The sequence below is a fragment of the Lysobacter sp. TAB13 genome, from assembly GCF_052113885.1.
GTDB lineage: Bacteria > Pseudomonadota > Gammaproteobacteria > Xanthomonadales > Xanthomonadaceae > Lysobacter > Lysobacter gummosus.
This window is the reverse complement of sequence record NZ_JBFRDR010000011.1, coordinates 26,571-43,146: the sequence shown is the minus strand read 5'-3', so window position 1 is coordinate 43,146 and position 16,576 is coordinate 26,571. Positions and strand designations below refer to the sequence as shown.

Sequence of the window (16,576 nt, the reverse complement as noted above, 5' to 3'; positions counted from 1 at the left end):
GCGCCTTTTTTTGTGGTCGATGCCGAGCGGCGCGAGCGCGTCGGTGTCATCGATTTCGACATGTGCGTATTGGCGCGTTCTGGTCGATAGTTACGCACCAATTTTGCGGAATAGTCCTCGCGATGCCGGCGCGATTTCGCGCGCAACCCGTTTCGATGCCGGACGTGACGGCGCGTAAATCCCCGCGATTGAAGGCATATCCGCGACTTTTGCATCGTTACTACTTACTTAGTGTGTACTTCGTACACGCTTAGTGCGGACAACTATTTTATTTTCGAAAACGGCCGTGCACAGGCTTTTGTTTTCTATGTTTTGCGGATAAGAGTGGTGCCGTGGCATCGCAAAATCGTGATGCCAAGATGTTGCATAAGGGGAATGCACCATGGCGCCGTGGCACACAGGGAATGAGTGTTCCGCAAGACCAGATCGCCTGCCGGTCTGGCGCCGCGCCGGCCTCATCGCGATGCTGGCCTTGTGCGGGTCGCTGCTGGCGCCGCAGGCCCGCGCCGATCGCGCTTTCGCCCCGCGTTATCAGAACCCGGCGACCAACGGCGACATCGTCGGCATCGGCAACATCAATCTGCATTGCGGCGGCAACGCGGCTCTGTGCGCGCAGGCGCGCAACGGCAGCGGGACCGTGGTGAACCAGGACCCGGCCATCGCGATGGTCTACGTCGATGTCGATACCGATGCGACCACCTTCAACTCCAGCAGCGCCACCCTGGCCTTGCCGGCCGGCTCGACCGTGTTGTTCGCCGGTCTGTACTGGAGCGGCGTCAGCGCGTCGTTGTCGCGCAACGCGGTGCGGCTGCGCACACCGGGCGCGGCGGCCTACAGCGCGCTCAGCGCCGACGAACTGCTGACCAATTCCGCCGGCGCGTTCGGCGACTCGGCCTACCAGGGATTCGACGATGTCACCGCGCTGGTGCGCGCCGCCGGCAACGGCGCCTACACCGTCGCCAACGTGCAGACCACGCCGCGCGCTCTCGGCTCGGGCGGCAGCAGTTGGGGCGGATGGGCGCTGGTCGTGGCGTATCGCGATCCGGCCCAGACCGCGACGCGCAACCTCAACATCTACGACGGCCTGCTCAGCGCCAGCGACGCCTCGGTGCCGGTGGATATCGCCTTCAGCGGCTTCGTCACGCCGGCCAGCGGGCCGGTCAACACCACCCTGGGACTGCTCGGCTGGGACGGCGACGCCACCGTCGACGGCAGCGCCGGCCTGCAGTACGGCCGCAACGTGGCCACGCTCAGCAATGTGTTCAACGCGGTCAATCCGGTCAACAACTTCTGGAACAGCACGATCAGCCGCAACGGCGCACTGCTCACCGCGCGCACGCCCAACTATGCGGACACGCTGGGCATGGATCTGGATTTCACGCCGCCCAACGTGCCCTTGCCCAACAGCGCGACCTCGGCGCTGATCCGCGCGCGCGGCAGCAGCGATGAGGTGTTGATCTTCGGCATGATCAGCCGCGCCACCGACGTGTCGCGGCCCAATCTCAAGGATCAACTGCTCAAGAGTTCGACCGATATCAACGGCGGCAGCCTGCTGCCGGGCGAATTGCTCGAATTCACCATCGCCAGCCAGAACATCGGCAGCGACGCGTCGCTGCAGAGCGTGCTGACCGATGCGATTCCGGCCAACACCACCTTCGAGCCGGGCAGTCTGAGCATCGTCAGCGGCGCCAACGCCGGTGGCAAGAGCGATGCCGCCGGCGACGATCAGGCCGAATTCGATGCGGCCAACAATCGCGTGGTGTTCCGCCTGGGCACCGGCGCCAACGGCGCGAACGGCGGCACCATCGCGCCGGGCGAGAGTTTCAGCCTGCGCTTTCGCGTGCGGGTCAACGCCGGGACCGCCGCCGGCACGGTGATCAACAACACCGCCAGCGTGGCGCATCGCGCCGCGACCATGGGCGACAACCTGCTCGACGTGTCCGACGCCGATTTCGCCACGCCCGGCGATCAGCCCACGCGCAATGTCGTCGCCGCGTTGCCGCGGATCGCGCTCAACAAGATCAGCCTGCGCGGCGTGGACAGTTTCGGCTTCACCCTGAGCAACACCGCGCAGGCCGCCGGCACCGTCACCACGGTGACCGCGGGAACGCCGGTGCAGGTCGATGGCGACAGCAACAGTGCCGGCCTGCAGCCGTACACGGTGAGCAGCCTGGGCACCGACGTGACAATCGCCGAGACCGCGCTGGCGGCCGGCTACAGCCTCAGCGCCGCGGTCTGCCGCAATGCCGGCGGCAGCGTCGTCGGCACGCTGGCGGGCACGGTCTACACGATTCCCGCCGCGAGCCTGGTCGCCGACGACCTGCTGACCTGCACCTTCACCAACAGCCGCAATCAGGCGGCCTTGTCGATTACCAAGGACGACGGCAGCGCCAGCTATACGCCCGGCGGCGCGGCCAGCTACACCATCACCGTGCGCAACGACGGGCCCGATCCGGTCAGCGGTGCTTTGATAGAGGACAACCTGCCCAACGGCGCCACCCTCGCCGCGGTCTGGAGCTGCGCGATCAGCGCCGGCACCGGCGCGTGCACGCCGGCCAGCGGCGGCGCGATCGGCGGCGCGGCGGTGAATCTGAGCGTGGATCTGGTCAGCGGCGCGAGCGCGACGATCACGGTGCCGGTGAACTTCGCCCCGGCGCCGGAGGCTTATCCGCCGCCTTGATCGGATTCGCGGCGGGCGGTGCGTGTGCAATCGGGGAGCAGAGCAAGGCGCGGGGGCGCGCCACGCCGCGGCGGCGGGCCAGGGGACGCCGCCGCGGCGTGGTTTTTGCGATGCGCGCGGCAGCGAAGCCGCGATCAGCCGAAGCGGCCTTCGCGCCAGAGGATGAAAGCCATCGCCGCGACCAGAATCACCATGCTGTAGACCAGCGCCTGCGGTCCGACCAGCCAACGGTAGGCGCAGCTGTCGCGCGGGTCGTAGCCGTGGTTGCGGCGGATGCGCTCGACGCTCGGCGCCAGCGCGCGCGGTATGTAGGTCAGCCATTGCCAGGTGGTGACCGCCACGGTGAGCGCGGTGCACGCGACCGGCAGCACCCAGCCGCGGCTGGCCTCCAGGCTGACCAGGACTGAGGCCGCCATCGCCGCGCCGCTGATCGAGACCATCCGGATCATGCGGCGGATCGCGCGGCGTTCGGCGTCGTTGCCGGCGTAGGACATCAGATAGCGGTTCATCAGCATCATCGTCACCGCGCCGCCGACGATGCCGCCGATCACGCCGCTCAGGCCGTAGGCGCCGGTGTACTGCGACAGCAGGTGGATGCGCGCGCTCAGCGAGGCGCCGTCGATCGGATCGCCGCCGATCGCCTGCGACATCGGCGACAGCACGCGTTCGGCGAAGAAGGCCAGCATTCCACCGAGCACGCCGCCCGATGCGCCGGCCGCGCCCATGCCGCCGGCGCCGAGCTTGCTGGCCAGACCCGAGCCTAGCGAACCGGCGCCCAGGATCGCCGCGCTGGTTGCGCTGGGCGTGATCACGCCCAGCGCGCTGGCGACCATCGTGGTGAAGCCGACCGTCGGCGCGCTGGCGGTGGCGAAGGCGGCGAAGCGGTCCATGAGTTCCTCGCGCACGCTGCTGCGCGCGCGCGACAGGCGCTTGCGCACGGCGGCGTCGCTGAGGCCGAGCAGGGCGGCGACCTGCTGCGAACTCTGGCCTTCGCGGTAGTACAGCAACAGCACCTCGCGGCTTTCGTCGGGCAGGGCCGAGATCAGCTCGGCGGCGACTTGCGCGCGTTCGCCTTCGATCAGGCGCTCGATCGCGCTGGGCTGCGGATCGGCGGCCGAGGCGATCGCCGCTTCCATGTCGTCCACGCCGCGCGGCAGGCGCTGGCGCGCGCGCAGATGGTCGCGTGCCAGATTGCGGGTGATCTGGCGCAGCCACGGCAGGAAGCTGGACGGGTTCTGCAGCTTGCGGATGTTCTGCCAGGCGTTGAGGAAGGCCTCCTGGGCGATGTCCTCGCTGGCGTGGACGTCGCGCACCATCGCCAGGGCGATGGCGGTGACCGAGTTCTGGCAGGCACCGACGATGCGCGAATACGCCGCGGTGTCGCCGCGCGCCGCCGCCGGCAGGTCGTGGCCGATCAGCGAGTTGAGGGCTTCGGCGTTCATCGCGCGCAGTGTCCGGCCGAGGGGCGGTGGCGGAGATCGGGACGGTAGCGCATATGTGCGGTTCCTGGTGCGGCATCGGGCGAGGTCTGTGAACCATGACGGCGCGTGGCGGCGGATGTGACCGGCCCATGCCGCCGCGGGCGAGGGTGCCGGAACCGCCGCGCGGGGATAGGACGAATACGAAAACCGGCGCACTGCGATGGCCTTGGCGAAAATCGCTCGCTCCGGGCGGGGCGGCCGATGCCGGGAGAGCCGGGTTTGCGAGTAAATGATCCGCCTTCGCCGACGCGCGAAGGCGGCGGCTGCATCGCCGCGGCCGTCTAATCGGATCACTACAGGAAAACTTCCATGACCGCGAAATCGTTTCTTGCCTCGGCGCTGCTGTCGGTGCTCGTGCTGGCACCGGCGTCGGCGCCGGCCGCAGATAGCGACCCGATCGTCGTCCCGGCCACGACGCCCATTTCCCAAGCCTATGAAGGCCTCTACGTCCAGCTTTTGCAGCGAGTCGTGCGCGATGGCTCCGGTTCCACGACGCAGAGCCATCTGGTGATCTCCAACGACGAACTGGGCTGCGAGTCTGTCGTTTACGACAAGCGCTTAAGGGGGTGGCGCTATCCGCGAGAGCAAGGGCCTTGGGTAAGCTGCGCCGAATCCAATGGCGCCATCAACGAGATTTTTTTCGTGACCTCGTTCGACGGAATCAGGCTGCCTCCGGCTGGAAAGGTGTTCGTCATGCCCATCACCCGCAAGCTCAGGCCGGGCGAGACCGCGCCGCTGCAAGGGCTGGTAGCGAGCAACGATTCGCTGGGTTGCTTGCTGGTCGTGGCAATGAGGCGGATTTCGCCGGACTGGAGCGCAGATATGTCGGGCCGCATCTGCACGGAAACCCAGGCCACACTGGTGGTCAACGGCAGAGTGATCGGACGCTCGTGATCGGCCTGCGCTCAGCGCGCCGGTCGAGCCGGTAAAGCGGCTACGTCGCGATTGAAGCCGCGCGACTGCGGCGGCAGCTTCCAAAACAATCCGGCCGCGATCTTCGCGGCCGGATTGCCGCGGCGAAACTTCGGTTCGCGATGGGTTCCGCCGCGCGTGCGCTCAGCCCATCGAGCGCACGGTCTTCACCGTCTTCACCACCGTCCACTTGCCGCCGACCCGCTTGACCTCCAGGGTCTTGTAGGCCGCGGCCAGACGGTGGTGGTAGGCCGAATATTCGATCGTGCCGGCGTCTTTCGAGGTCGGACGGAACGCATGCACCTCGATCAGCTCGGCCGGCGCGCCGTCGCGGGCGATGCTGCCCTTGTCTTCGTCGGCGACTTCGACGCACTGGCTGTAGGGCAGCAGGCGCAGGCCGTTGCGGGCGAGGGCGTTCAGCAGTTTGCGCGGCGCGTCGCGGCGGTCCACGCGCAGGCACTGGGTGGTCTGGTCGGCTTCCGCCAACTGCTGCGCGAACACCGTCTGCGCCAGCGCTTCGGGCGTCGCCGCGACGCCGCCGTCGAACTTGTGCGTCGCCAGCGCGGCCTCGGCCGGATCGACCGGCACCGCGGGCGCCGGACGGTTGCGCAGCCCCTGGAACAAGGCCAGGCCCAGCACCACCGCGATGCACACCAGCAGGCCGACCTTGATCCGCAGCGCGCGCTTGTCCGACGGCATGCGGCTGGCATCGACATCGGAGCGGAAACGATACGGCGCCTGCGTCGCCTGTTCGCCGCGGGTGCTGTCGATCAAGCCGGCTTCGCGCAACAGATCGCGCGCGCGCAGTTGGTCTTCCGAACGGATCACCCACACCGTCGGGCGTTCGCCGGGTTGTTCGCGATAGCTGAAACTCGAACGCCGGTTGCCTTTGTAGGAGCGGTCGTTGGTGACCCGGATTTCGATCCCGGCATCGCGCAGCAACTGCGCCACGCCTTCGACGTTTTCCAGACGCGGACTGCTGAAAACCTGCCTCATGTCATTCCTTCGCCGGCACTGCGCCGGCCGCGGCTTGATCCTTGACCACGCGGATCAAGCCTTCCTGTGTGCTGCTAGCCACCAGATGGCCGTGGCGGTCGAAAATCTGCCCGCGCGCCAGCCCGCGCGCGCCGTGCGCGCTGGGGCTGTCGATCGAATACAGCAGCCAGTCGTCGGCGCGGAAGGGGCGGTGGAACCACAGCGCGTGATCGAGCGAGGCCATCTGCACGTTGGGCTGGTAGTAGCTGATGCCGTGCGGAAAGGTCGTAGTGCCCAGCAGATGGAAATCCGAGGCATAGGCCAGCAGCGCGCGATGCAGCTCCGGCGCGTCGCCGACCGGCTCGCTCAGGCGGAACCACACCTGCTGGAAGGGCGGGCGCTTGGGCGGATTGAGCTCATCGCGCGGATACACATGGCGGAATTCGAACGGCCCCTGCCGCGACAGCCAGCGCTGCACCTTGTTCGGCAGCGTGGCCATGACCTCGGCCGGCACCGCCGCCGCCGGTTCGATGTCCTCCGGTTTGGGCACTTCCGGCATCGACAGCTGGTGCTCGGCGCCGTCCTGGTCCTCGTGGAAGGACGCGGCGAGGAAGAAGATCGGCTGGCCGTGCTGGATCGCGGTGACCCGGCGCACCGAGAAACTGCCGCCGTCGCGGGTGCGGTCGGCCTGATAGACGATCGGCGCCTCGATGTCGCCGGCCTTGAGGAAATACGCATGCAGCGAATGCGCCGCGCGCGCGGTGTCCAGAGTGGCCTGCGCCGCCGACAGCGCCTGGCCCAGGACCTGCCCGCCGAACACGTATTTGGTGCCGATATCGCGGCTTTGGCCGCGGAACAGATTGTCCTCCAGCCGCTCCAGCGACAGCAGTTCGATCAGTTCGGAGACGGGGGAGGAGGTCATGGGCGGGCCCGGAAAACGAGGCCGGCAGTATAGCGAAGGGCGCGCGGCGGCTTGGCGGAGCAAGGGCGCGGCGGTCCGCGCCCTTGCCGGCGTTCAGCGGACGCAGGTCGAAGGCAGAGACCCGGGGCCTTCGCCCGGGGTGATGTCGGCGACGTACACGCCGCCGGAGGTGATGCCCGGCAGCAGGTTCGACGACCACGAATCGAACGCCACGCGCAGCCCGTCGGCGCTGGACGAAGCACGCTGGCTCTGTCCGTTCTCCGGGATGGCCCGGCCGCCCGGGTTGTAGCCCGAGGTGAGCAGGCTCGAGGCGCCGCCGTCCAGGTCGCGCCGGTACAGACCGGTGAAGGCGTCGCCGCTCTGGTAGTCCATGTTCTGCGAGGTGTAGACCAGTTTCCTGCCGGAAGCATCCAGCGCGGGCATGCGCCCCCAGTGATTGATGTCGTTCAATCGCACCGCGGTCAGAGTCTGCGTCCAGGTATCGCGAACGAAGACATTCCATTGGCTTGCGTTGCCGACCTCCGGCAGCAGATCGGTGGCGTTGCTGGAGAAGGCGACATAGCGGCCGTCGGCGCTGATCGCCATTTGCGGCTCGCTTTCCGGCTTCGGCCGACCGTTGCTGCCGACCGTGGCGCCGTTGGGCGGCAGCGCGCCTGGAGCGCGATCGACCAGATCGGAGGTGCCGGTTGTGCGGTCGTAGACATAGGCATGCGGCGAGCCGCGTACAGGATTGGGAATCAGATCGGACGACGAGCTCAGGAACACGACGCGATTGCCGTCCGCGCTGATCCGGGGATACAGGTTGCTGCCCGAGGGCAATCCGCCATCGACGCGATTGCTCAGGCGCACGAAGGTGCCGGTGGCGATTTCGTACAGATAGACCTGAGCGCTGGTGTTGCTGGGGCCGGCGACCAAGCCGCGATAGTTGGAATGGAAGGCCACGAAACGGCCGTCCGCGCTGACCGAAGGACTGCCGGAGTACGCGTTCTTGTTGTATTCGACATCGGATGCAGGCAGCGCGGCGGGCGGGCCGATGCGCCTGAGCATGCGGGTGCTGCGATCGAACAAAAACACGTCGGGACGGCCGAGGTTCGGGTCGTCGGGCATCAGATCGGCCCAGGACGCGAATGCCACGTAGCGGCCGTCGCCGCTGATCGACGGTCCTTCGTAGGTGGACTTGGTCGCCTGTGCGCCGTTCCAGGCATCGCTGACCCGCTCCACGCTGCCGCATGCGAGGTCTTTGACGAACACGTCGCTGTAGAGGTTGGTGTCGGGCTGGGCAGTGAGATCGTTGGCCGGCGAGACGAAGGCGACATGGCGGCCATTGGCGCTGATGGCCGGATATTCGGCGTTGCGCGAGGCGTTGGGATTGGCGTAGGCGTGACTGACTAACCTGATCTGCACGGTGTCCGCGGCGGCGCTGGCCGCGAACGGAAACGCGAGAGCGAGCGCGAATGGAATCGAGCGTGTCATGAGAGCGTCCTTGAACGAGAGGGCCATGAGCGGAATGCGCTCGGCGCAGACACTTGCTGCGCGAGGCAAGCCGGACTGTGCAACGGTCCCGACGCGCCGGCTGCGACGCAGCGCACGGGATTGTCGCGGGCGGTGGCGACGCATTTGCGCCGGCTGAGCCGCTTGTTCCTTTCTCGCAGAGTGGGGGCGAAAAGGATCATCTGTTTGCACGCGGCCGCTGCGATGCGGCCTTAAGACGTGCGCAGGTGATCAGCGTCCCGGCTTTGGGTGTCGCTGTTTGGACGCGGGCCTTCTTCGACGCCGACGGACGTCGTCAGCCGGCCTGTGGCCGCATCCGCTCGAGCGGGCAAGCCGCCAACACCCGAGCCCACGGAAACCACGGTCCCGGATCGAGCTTGCGTTGCACCAGCACGCCCGGATCGTCGTCGGCTTCCACTTGGGTGGTGTCCAGATCCTCATGCCCGGCGATGAGGCGCAGCGAGGGCAGGCGCCGGGCCAGATCGTTCAACAAGGCGATCAGCGCATCGATCTGCGCCGCGGTGTAATCCTCGTTCATGGCCTGATGGCGCGAATCCAGCCAATGCGGATAACGCCCGGTATTGACCAGCTCGATCCCGATCGAGCGCGGGTTGTAGCCGCGCACGTGATGGGCGATGCGTTCCTCGCCGATGTAGCGCAAGACCGAACCGTCGCGGTCGATGTAGTAGTGGCCGCTGTTGCCGGTGCCCGATTCGGCGTACAGCACCCGCTCGCCGTATTCGCGCGCGGTGGCCAGGTCCGGCAGCTCGGTGCAGTGGATCACCACCAGGTCGATGGAGGCGGGATCGCGCGCCTGCAGCCGGGTTTCATAGGGCAACGGGGCGGGCGTGAGGTTCAGGGGCGGCATGCCTGCGGATGCTACCATTCGGCCTCACACGGAGCCCGATATGACCCTGCCGCCCGCCGATTCGGCGCTAGGAAAGCTGATGGCCACGCTGCCCAGGCCCGGCCGGGTCGAGTGGATCGGCGTGCGCCCGGCGCGCGGGGTGGCGATGCAGGCGCTGGACGAAGTGGTCGCCGTGGCCGGCGCCGGTCTGGACGGCGATCGCTATGCCGGCGGCAGCGGCAAGCGCGGCATCACCCTGATCCAGGCCGAACACCTGCCGGTGATCGCGGCCCTGGCCGGGCTGGACGCGGTGGAGCCGGCGCGTGTGCGCCGCAATATCGTGGTCTCGGGCCTGCCGCTGATCGCGCTCAAGGGCCGGCGTTTTCGTCTGGGCGAGGCGTTGCTGGAAACCACGGAAGAATGCGACCCGTGTTCGATGATGGAAGCCGCGTTGGGCCCGGGCGGTTACAACGCGATGCGCGGCCATGGCGGCCTGTGCGCGCGGATCGTCGAAGGCGGCGCGATCCGGCGCGGCGACGCGCTGATCCCGGTGATCGATGCGCCTGCCGATTGAGCCGCCGATCGGCGCGCGCAGCCGCATCCGCGCGCGGCCCGGTGGTGCGATGCCGCGGCGATGGATGAAGGTTCGCCTCCGTTGATCGCATGTTCGCCGCGCGATACCGCCCGCTTCGCATCGGTGAGGCGATCCCACATTACCGGATGTTCATTTGACACGCGGATTCGGCGGGAGATGCTGGGTTCGGTGCGCTTGATGGGTTGTGATTCGACGATGGCGCGGTTTGGAAATGATCGCTGCCGCGGGTTTGTTTTCGGATTTTCGCAGTGATCTGCGACTGTTTCACCTCGGCTCAAAGATGATCACTCCAGACCATTGCATCTCTGGAGTTTCGAAGCGACCTGCTCCTACTACACCTCGGTTCTAAGATGATCGCTCCAGGACATTGCATCTCTGGAATTTCGAAGTGATCTGCTACTACTACACCTCGGCTCTAAGATGATCGCCCCAGGACATTGCATTCTCTCTCATGGCTTCGAAAGCGGCCCCGACGCCACCAAGGTCACCGCCTTGGCCGAAGTCGCGCAACGCCATGGCTGGACGCATGAGCGCCCGGATTACAGCGATCTGGACGCCAAGCGCGAGATCAGCGATCTGGGCGACGTCTACGCGCGCATCGAGCGCCTGCTCGGATTGGCGCGCGCGGCGGCCGAACGCGGGCCGTTGGTGCTGGCCGGTTCCAGTCTTGGCGCGTACATCTCCGGCGCGGTGTCGCTGCAAGTCAAACCCGCCGGCATGTTCCTGATGGCGCCGCCGATCGCGATGGGCCCCGCGCCCAGGCTGCAGGCTGCCGACGTGCCGATCAGCATCATTCATGGCTGGGACGACGAACTGATCCCCGCCGCCGACGTCGTCGCCTGGGCTTATCCGCGCCGCGCGCGCTTGCTCCTGGTCGACGACAGCCATCGCCTCTCCGCGCACGTGGAAGGCAGCGCCGACGCCTTTTCGCGTCTGCTGCAAAGTCTGTGAGTAACACATTCGCATGAGCAAGTTCTACGCAAGTTGCGGCAAGGGCCTGGAATACCTGTTGGCCGACGAACTGGTCGCGCTGGGTTGCCAGCGCGCCACCGCCGCCACCGCCGGCGCCAACGTCGAAGGCAGCCTCGCCGACGCCCAGCACGCGGTGCTGTGGTCGCGTCTGGCCAGCCGCGTGCTGTGGCCGATCGCCGAGTTCGACTGCCCCGACGAACACGCGCTGTACGCCGGCGTCGCCGCGCTGGATTGGCCGTCGCACATGGAGAGCGTGCACACGCTGGCCGTGGATGCGCACGTCTCCGGCGAGGCGATCACCCACGCGCGCTACGCCGCGCAGCGGGTCAAGGACGCGGTGGTCGATGTGATGCGCGCGCGCACCGGCGCGCGGCCCGATGTGGACACCGAAACGCCGGACCTGCGTTTGAATCTGGTCGTGCGCAAGGGCAAGGCGATCGTCTCGATCGATCTGGGCGGTGGTCCACTGCATCGCCGCGGTTGGCGGCAGAAGCAGGGCGAAGCGCCGCTGAAGGAAAATCTGGCCGCCGCGGTATTGCTGCGCGGGCAGTGGCCGAAGGTTTATGCGCAGGGCGGATCGTTGTTGGATCCGATGTGCGGCAGCGGCACTTTGCTGATCGAAGGCGCGCTGATGGCCGCCGACGTCGCGCCGGGCCTGTTGCGTCACGGCAACCTGCCGCCGACGCGCTGGCGCGGTTTCGATTTCGCCGGCTGGCGCGCGCAATGCGAGGCCGCGCGCGCGCGCGAGTTCGCCGGACTGGCCGCGCTGCGTCCGGCGTTCGCCGGCAGCGATATCGATCCGCATGCGATTCGCGCCGCGCGCGAGAACGAGGCGATGGCGGGGCTGGCCGGGGCGATCGAGTGGAGTGTGGCGAGCGTCGAGTCGCTGCAGTCTTTGTCGCTTGCACAGGACCGTCATTCCCGCGAAGGCGGGAACCCAGCGACTTTAGTGTCGGATAGCGACAAGGCACTGGATTCCCGCGTTCGCGGGAATGACGGTGTTGAAACGGATGCGCCGTCTGAAACCTCCGCAAGTTCCGATACGAACGGGGACACTCCCGGACTCGTCGTCTGCAACCCACCCTACGACGCCCGCCTCGCCGCCGACGCCGCGCTCTACCGCGCTCTGGGCGACGCACTCAAGCGCATAGTCCCGTCCTGGCGCGCCAGCCTGCTGTGCGGCGACCCGGCCCTGGCCCAAGCCACCGGCCTGCGCGCGAGCAAGAAATACCAGGTGTTCAACGGCGCGATCGAATGCGCGCTGATCGTCTGCGATCCCATCGCCCGCATCGGCCACGCCGAGCAGAAAGCCAAGGCCGAGGACGCCGCGCCGCAGCCGCTGAGCGAAGGCGCGCAGATGGTCGCCAATCGCCTGCGCAAGAATCTGCGCAAGCTCAAGAACTGGCGCCAGCGCGAAGCGGTGACGTGTTTCCGCGCCTACGACGCCGATCTGCCCGAATACTCCGCCGCCATCGACGTCTACCTCAGCGACGAAGCGCAGCCGCGCACCTGGCTGCACGTGCAGGAATACGCCGCGCCCGCCGATATCCCGGAAGCCGATCAGCGCCGCCGCCTCAACGAGCTGCTGGCTGCGGCGCGCGAAGTATTCGAAGTGCCGCGCGAGCGTCTGGCGGTGAAAACCCGCAGCCGCGGCAAGGGCGGCAGCAAGTACGGACAGCTCGATCAGCGCGGCGAATTCGTGGTCGTGCGCGAAGGCGCCGCGCGCTTGCGGGTGAATCCTTTCGATTACCTCGACACCGGCCTGTTCCTCGATCATCGGCCGATGCGCCTGCGCATCGCGGAAGAATCGCGCGGCCGGCGTTTCCTCAACCTGTTCGGCTACACGGGCGCGGCGACCGTGCATGCCGCGGTCGGCGGCGCGCAGGAAACCACCACGGTGGATCTGTCCGCGACCTACCTGCAGTGGTGTTCGGACAATCTGCGCGAGAACGGCCTGGGCGGCGCCCAGCACCGGCTGGCGCAGGCCGATGCGATGCAGTGGCTGGAAGCCGATCGCGGCCGCTACGATCTGATCTTCTGCGATCCGCCGACCTTCTCCAATTCCGCGCGCGCCGACGACTTCGACATCCAGCGCGAACACGTGCGCCTGCTGCGCGCGGCGGTCGCGCGCCTGGCCGACAACGGCGTGCTGTATTTCTCGAACAACTTCCGCCGTTTCCGCCTGGACACCGATGCGATCGCGCAGTTCGCCCGTTGCGAGGACATCAGCGCGCAGACGATTCCGCCGGACTTCGAGCGAGACGCGCGCATCCACCGCTGCTGGCGGCTGGAGCCGCGCTGATGACCGTCGATCCGATCGGCGGCCGCGGCGCGGGACCTCGCGCATGAAGTCGCATCGCAAGCCCGGGACCTGGACCTTCTTCCGCCAATGGCTGAAGAACCCGCTGCGGGTGGCGGCGGTGGCGCCGTCCAGCGCCGAACTGGCCGCGGCGATGATCGCCGAACTGCCCGACGACGTGCAGCGGGTGATCGAACTGGGCGGCGGCACCGGCGCCATCACCCGCGCCTTGCTCGACGCCGGCGTGCGCGACGAAGACCTGCTGGTGCTGGAGCTCAACGAAGAACTGCATGCGCATCTGCACATGCGTTTCCCGCGCGTGCCGGTGCTGCTGGGCGACGCGCGGCTGCTGCCGAAGCTCGCGCGCGAGCAGGGCTATCTGGACGCCGGCAAGGCCGATGCGATCGTCTCCGGCCTGGGCCTGTTGACCATGCCGCATCCCTTGCAGCGCGACATCCTCGGCGCGGCGTTCGAATGCCTGCGCGAGGACGGCGTGTTCGTGCAGTTCACCTACGGCCCGGCCGCGCCGGTCGCCGACGCGGTCGCGCGTTCGCTGCGCCTGCAGGTGCGGCGCGGCGATTTCGTGCTGCGCAACGTGCCGCCGGCGACGGTGTACGTCTACAGCCGGGTGCGACGCTGAGTTTGCGAAGTCGGTTGCGCGAACGCGCCGACTTCCCCTTCAAGCCCAGGCGCTGCTTTCCCTCTCCCGCTTGCGGGAGAGGGTAGGGTGAGGGCGGTTCCAGCCGGCGCGATCACTCCTGAGAGTCCGCGTGCCCTCACCCCAGCCCGCCCCAGCTCAAACGCTCCGCGTTTGGGCGTTCTCGGACGCGCGAGCCAAGGCGCTCGCAAGCCGCGCCCGCTCACCCCGCAAGCGGGAGAGGGAGTCAAAAGCGGTGGCGGGCGGTCCGGAACCGGGCACGGACCCCGGTGCCGAAACGCAGGCGCGAGAACGCCGGCCATCGTTCTATTGGTGTAATAGATGATTGCGCTGCGAACACTATCGTTCTGAAAATGTGATGCGATCCTATGCCCATCGCCAATCCGGCGTACCCATTGGAGAGAGGATCATGGCCACCCCCACCGCTTACGCCCGCGTCGGCCGCAAGCTGCGCGGACAGCCCACATCCGACGGCGCCGGGGTCCGCCTGACCCGCGTCATCGGCGGGCAACAGCTGCCCGACCTGGACCCGTTCCTGCTGCTCGACGAATTCGGCACCGACCGACCCGAGGACTACCTCGCAGGGTTCCCGGAGCATCCGCACCGCGGGTTCGAAACCGTCACCTACATGCTCGACGGCCGCATGCGCCACAAGGACAACCACGGCAACGAAGGCGTGCTCGTGCCCGGCAGCGTGCAGTGGATGACCGCCGGCCGCGGCCTGGTGCACTCGGAAATGCCCGAGCAGGAAGAAGGGCGCATGCGCGGCTTCCAGCTGTGGGTCAATCTGCCGGCGCGCGAGAAGATGACCGAGCCCAAGTACCAGGAGTTCGCGCCCGATCGCATCGTGCAGCTGCGCCCGGCCGACGGTGTGCAGGTCAAGCTGATCGCCGGCCGCATCGGCGATTTGCGCGGCCCGATCGCGCAGCCGGCGACCGATCCGGTGTATCTCGACATCGCCCTGGAGGCCGGCGCGGGCTGGGAGTACGAACTGCCCGAAGGCCACAACGCGTTCGCTTACGTCTACGAAGGCGGAATCGAAATCGGCGACGGCGAGGACGCGCGCGCGCTCGACGCGCAGGAACTGGCGGTGTTGTCCGGCGGCTCCGTGCTCAAGCTGCGCGATGCCAAACAGGGCAGCCGTTTGATCGTGGTCGCCGGGCGCCCGCTGCGCGAGCCGGTCGCGCGCTACGGCCCGTTCGTGATGAACACCAAGCAGGAAGTGATGCAGGCTTTCGTCGATTTCCAGGAAGGCAAGTTCTGAAGCAAGCGTGTCGATGCAGCGACACTGAAGGCCACGCTCACGCGTGGCCTTCGCGTTTTCGTTCCCGCGTTTCGTCCGCTCACGCCGGCGATGTTGCATGCGCGCATCGTGCCGGCGATGGCCGTGGCGGCGCGGCGCGCGCGTTGTTTGCTATCGCAAGACGCATCATCGCTGCAAGCCCGCGGCGACGGGCGAAGACGCGCGTGCCGTCGCGCAAGCGGCGGCGCACGTCCACAAGGAGCGTAAGCACATGGCTACCAGAATCGATCCCAAGCAGTTCACCATCGTCGCCACCTTCGTATCGGCCGGCGTGGCCAATGGCGCCGGCGGCTGGGTGATCGTCGGCGGCAAACTCAAGAAAGTCCCGCCGCGCGGCATCAAGCAACTGCAGGCGGTGTACCAGATGCTCGAAGCCGCCGAAGGCGTCGGCAACACGCGCCTGGCGGCGCAGTTGCAGCAGACCGCGATCGAAGTGGCGGAAGCGGCGGTGAGCCAGAGGACCGCGCGCTGAAATCGGCGCGAGGCGGCCGGCGCGATCCGGCCGCCGCAACGAAAAAGCCGCGCATCAGCGCGGCTTTTTCGTTACCCGGCGCGGACGTTCAGTCGTCCTTGCCGAGCCAGCGATACACCGCGCCGCCGAGCAGGCCGCCGATGATCGGCGCGACCCAGAACAGCCACAGCTGGCCGATCGCGGCGCTGCCGGCGAACAAGGCCACCGCGGTCGAGCGCGCCGGATTCACCGAGGTATTGGTCACCGGGATGCTGATCAGATGGATCAAGGTCAGGCCCAGGCCGATGGCGATCGGCGCGAAGCCGGCCGGTGCGTTCTTGTGCGTGGCGCCGAGGATGATCACCAGGAACATCGCCGTCATCACCACTTCGGTCAGGAACGCGGCGGTCAGCGAATAACCGCCCGGCGACATCAAGTCGTAGCCGTTGCTGGCGAAGGTGCCGGCGGCGTTGGGATCGATGCTGAAGGCGCCGGTGCCGCTGGCGATCTGCAACAGGACGAAACCGGCGAGGATGCCGCCGAGCACCTGGGCGACGATGTACGGCAACAGGTCCTTGGCCGGGAAACGGCCGCCGGCCCACAGGCCGAAGCTCACCGCCGGATTGAAGTGGCCGCCGGAGATGTGCCCCAACGCGAAAGCGCCGGTCAACACGGTCAGGCCGAACGCCAGCGATACGCCGAGCAGGCCGATGCCCAGTGGATTGCCGGCACCGCCGAAGTTCGCCGCCAGCACGGCGCTGCCGCAGCCGCCGAGCACCAGCCAGAACGTACCGATGAACTCTGCACCGAGTCGCTTGATCATGATCGTCTTCCTTTTGAGTTGTGGGGCAGGCAGGCCCTACGGATCGACGATCACCCTGTTCAGCATTGGAACCGGGCAGCTCGACCCTGTTCAGCCAGGCCATTCTTATGCTGGCCGATTCTTTAAAAATGAGCAATCCATCACAAATCATGTGCCGAGACAGCAAA

14 protein-coding genes are annotated in these 16,576 nt (G+C 67.5%); 8 read left to right on the top strand and 6 right to left on the bottom strand.

Translation table 11 applies throughout. The annotated features are described in order from the left end of the window. The first annotated feature begins 382 nt into the window (after nucleotides 1–382). The gene (locus AB4Y92_RS14435; RefSeq protein WP_441820293.1) at nucleotides 383–2,680 is read left to right on the top strand and encodes a prealbumin-like fold domain-containing protein; all 2,298 of its coding nucleotides are present in this window, start codon (nucleotides 383–385) and stop codon (nucleotides 2,678–2,680) included. Between the two features lie 134 nt (nucleotides 2,681–2,814). On the opposite strand, the gene AB4Y92_RS14430 is transcribed toward AB4Y92_RS14435, so the two are convergent. After that, nucleotides 2,815–4,122: an RNA polymerase sigma factor gene (locus tag AB4Y92_RS14430; RefSeq protein ID WP_441820292.1), complete on the bottom strand. Its 1,308-nt coding sequence runs from the start codon at nucleotides 4,120–4,122 to the stop codon at nucleotides 2,815–2,817. A 348-nt stretch (nucleotides 4,123–4,470) separates the two neighbouring features. Between AB4Y92_RS14430 and AB4Y92_RS14425 the strand changes: the two genes are divergently transcribed. Beyond that, a complete protein-coding gene (locus AB4Y92_RS14425; RefSeq protein WP_441820291.1) occupies nucleotides 4,471–5,055 on the top strand; it encodes a hypothetical protein in 585 nt (194 codons plus the stop codon). Nucleotides 5,056–5,217: 162 nt separating this feature from the next. Here AB4Y92_RS14425 and AB4Y92_RS14420 read toward each other — a convergent pair whose 3' ends face one another. The 4 genes from AB4Y92_RS14420 to AB4Y92_RS14405 all read right to left on the bottom strand — a co-directional run bounded on the left by AB4Y92_RS14420 (nucleotide 5,218) and on the right by AB4Y92_RS14405 (nucleotide 9,329). Continuing rightward, nucleotides 5,218–6,069, bottom strand: coding sequence for a hypothetical protein (locus AB4Y92_RS14420; RefSeq protein ID WP_441820290.1), 852 nt, complete (start codon nucleotides 6,067–6,069; stop codon nucleotides 5,218–5,220). 1 nt (nucleotide 6,070) lies between these two features. Next, nucleotides 6,071–6,970, bottom strand: a complete 900-nt coding sequence (tesB, locus tag AB4Y92_RS14415) for an acyl-CoA thioesterase II (protein WP_441820289.1) — start codon at nucleotides 6,968–6,970, stop codon at nucleotides 6,071–6,073. A gap of 93 nt (nucleotides 6,971–7,063) precedes the next feature. Further along, complete coding sequence (locus AB4Y92_RS14410) at nucleotides 7,064–8,443, bottom strand: hypothetical protein (protein ID WP_441820288.1); 1,380 nt, start codon at nucleotides 8,441–8,443, stop codon at nucleotides 7,064–7,066. Between the two features lie 313 nt (nucleotides 8,444–8,756). Further along, nucleotides 8,757–9,329, bottom strand: a complete 573-nt coding sequence (locus tag AB4Y92_RS14405; protein ID WP_441820287.1) for an N-acetylmuramoyl-L-alanine amidase — start codon at nucleotides 9,327–9,329, stop codon at nucleotides 8,757–8,759. A 40-nt stretch (nucleotides 9,330–9,369) separates the two neighbouring features. Between AB4Y92_RS14405 and AB4Y92_RS14400 the strand changes: the two genes are divergently transcribed. The 6 genes from AB4Y92_RS14400 to AB4Y92_RS14375 all read left to right on the top strand — a co-directional run bounded on the left by AB4Y92_RS14400 (nucleotide 9,370) and on the right by AB4Y92_RS14375 (nucleotide 15,607). Beyond that, nucleotides 9,370–9,882 carry an MOSC domain-containing protein gene (locus AB4Y92_RS14400; RefSeq protein WP_441820286.1) on the top strand — a complete coding sequence of 171 codons (513 nt, stop codon included), beginning with the start codon at nucleotides 9,370–9,372 and terminating at the stop codon, nucleotides 9,880–9,882. A 444-nt stretch (nucleotides 9,883–10,326) separates the two neighbouring features. Continuing rightward, nucleotides 10,327–10,854 carry a hypothetical protein gene (locus tag AB4Y92_RS14395; protein ID WP_441820418.1) on the top strand — a complete coding sequence of 176 codons (528 nt, stop codon included), beginning with the start codon at nucleotides 10,327–10,329 and terminating at the stop codon, nucleotides 10,852–10,854. Between the two features lie 13 nt (nucleotides 10,855–10,867). Continuing rightward, complete coding sequence (rlmKL, locus tag AB4Y92_RS14390) at nucleotides 10,868–13,177, top strand: bifunctional 23S rRNA (guanine(2069)-N(7))-methyltransferase RlmK/23S rRNA (guanine(2445)-N(2))-methyltransferase RlmL (protein WP_441820285.1); 2,310 nt, start codon at nucleotides 10,868–10,870, stop codon at nucleotides 13,175–13,177. Nucleotides 13,178–13,220: 43 nt separating this feature from the next. Then, complete coding sequence (locus tag AB4Y92_RS14385; protein ID WP_441820284.1) at nucleotides 13,221–13,814, top strand: class I SAM-dependent methyltransferase; 594 nt, start codon at nucleotides 13,221–13,223, stop codon at nucleotides 13,812–13,814. Between the two features lie 427 nt (nucleotides 13,815–14,241). Next, nucleotides 14,242–15,096: a pirin family protein gene (locus tag AB4Y92_RS14380; RefSeq protein ID WP_441820283.1), complete on the top strand. Its 855-nt coding sequence runs from the start codon at nucleotides 14,242–14,244 to the stop codon at nucleotides 15,094–15,096. 250 nt (nucleotides 15,097–15,346) lie between these two features. After that, a complete protein-coding gene (locus AB4Y92_RS14375) occupies nucleotides 15,347–15,607 on the top strand; it encodes a hypothetical protein (protein WP_057942279.1) in 261 nt (86 codons plus the stop codon). 88 nt (nucleotides 15,608–15,695) lie between these two features. Here the strand turns inward: AB4Y92_RS14375 and aqpZ are convergent, their stop codons facing one another. Beyond that, entirely contained in the window at nucleotides 15,696–16,409 is a 714-nt protein-coding gene (gene aqpZ, locus AB4Y92_RS14370; RefSeq protein ID WP_441820282.1) for an aquaporin Z, read from the bottom strand. Nucleotides 16,410–16,576: the final 167 nt, after the last annotated feature.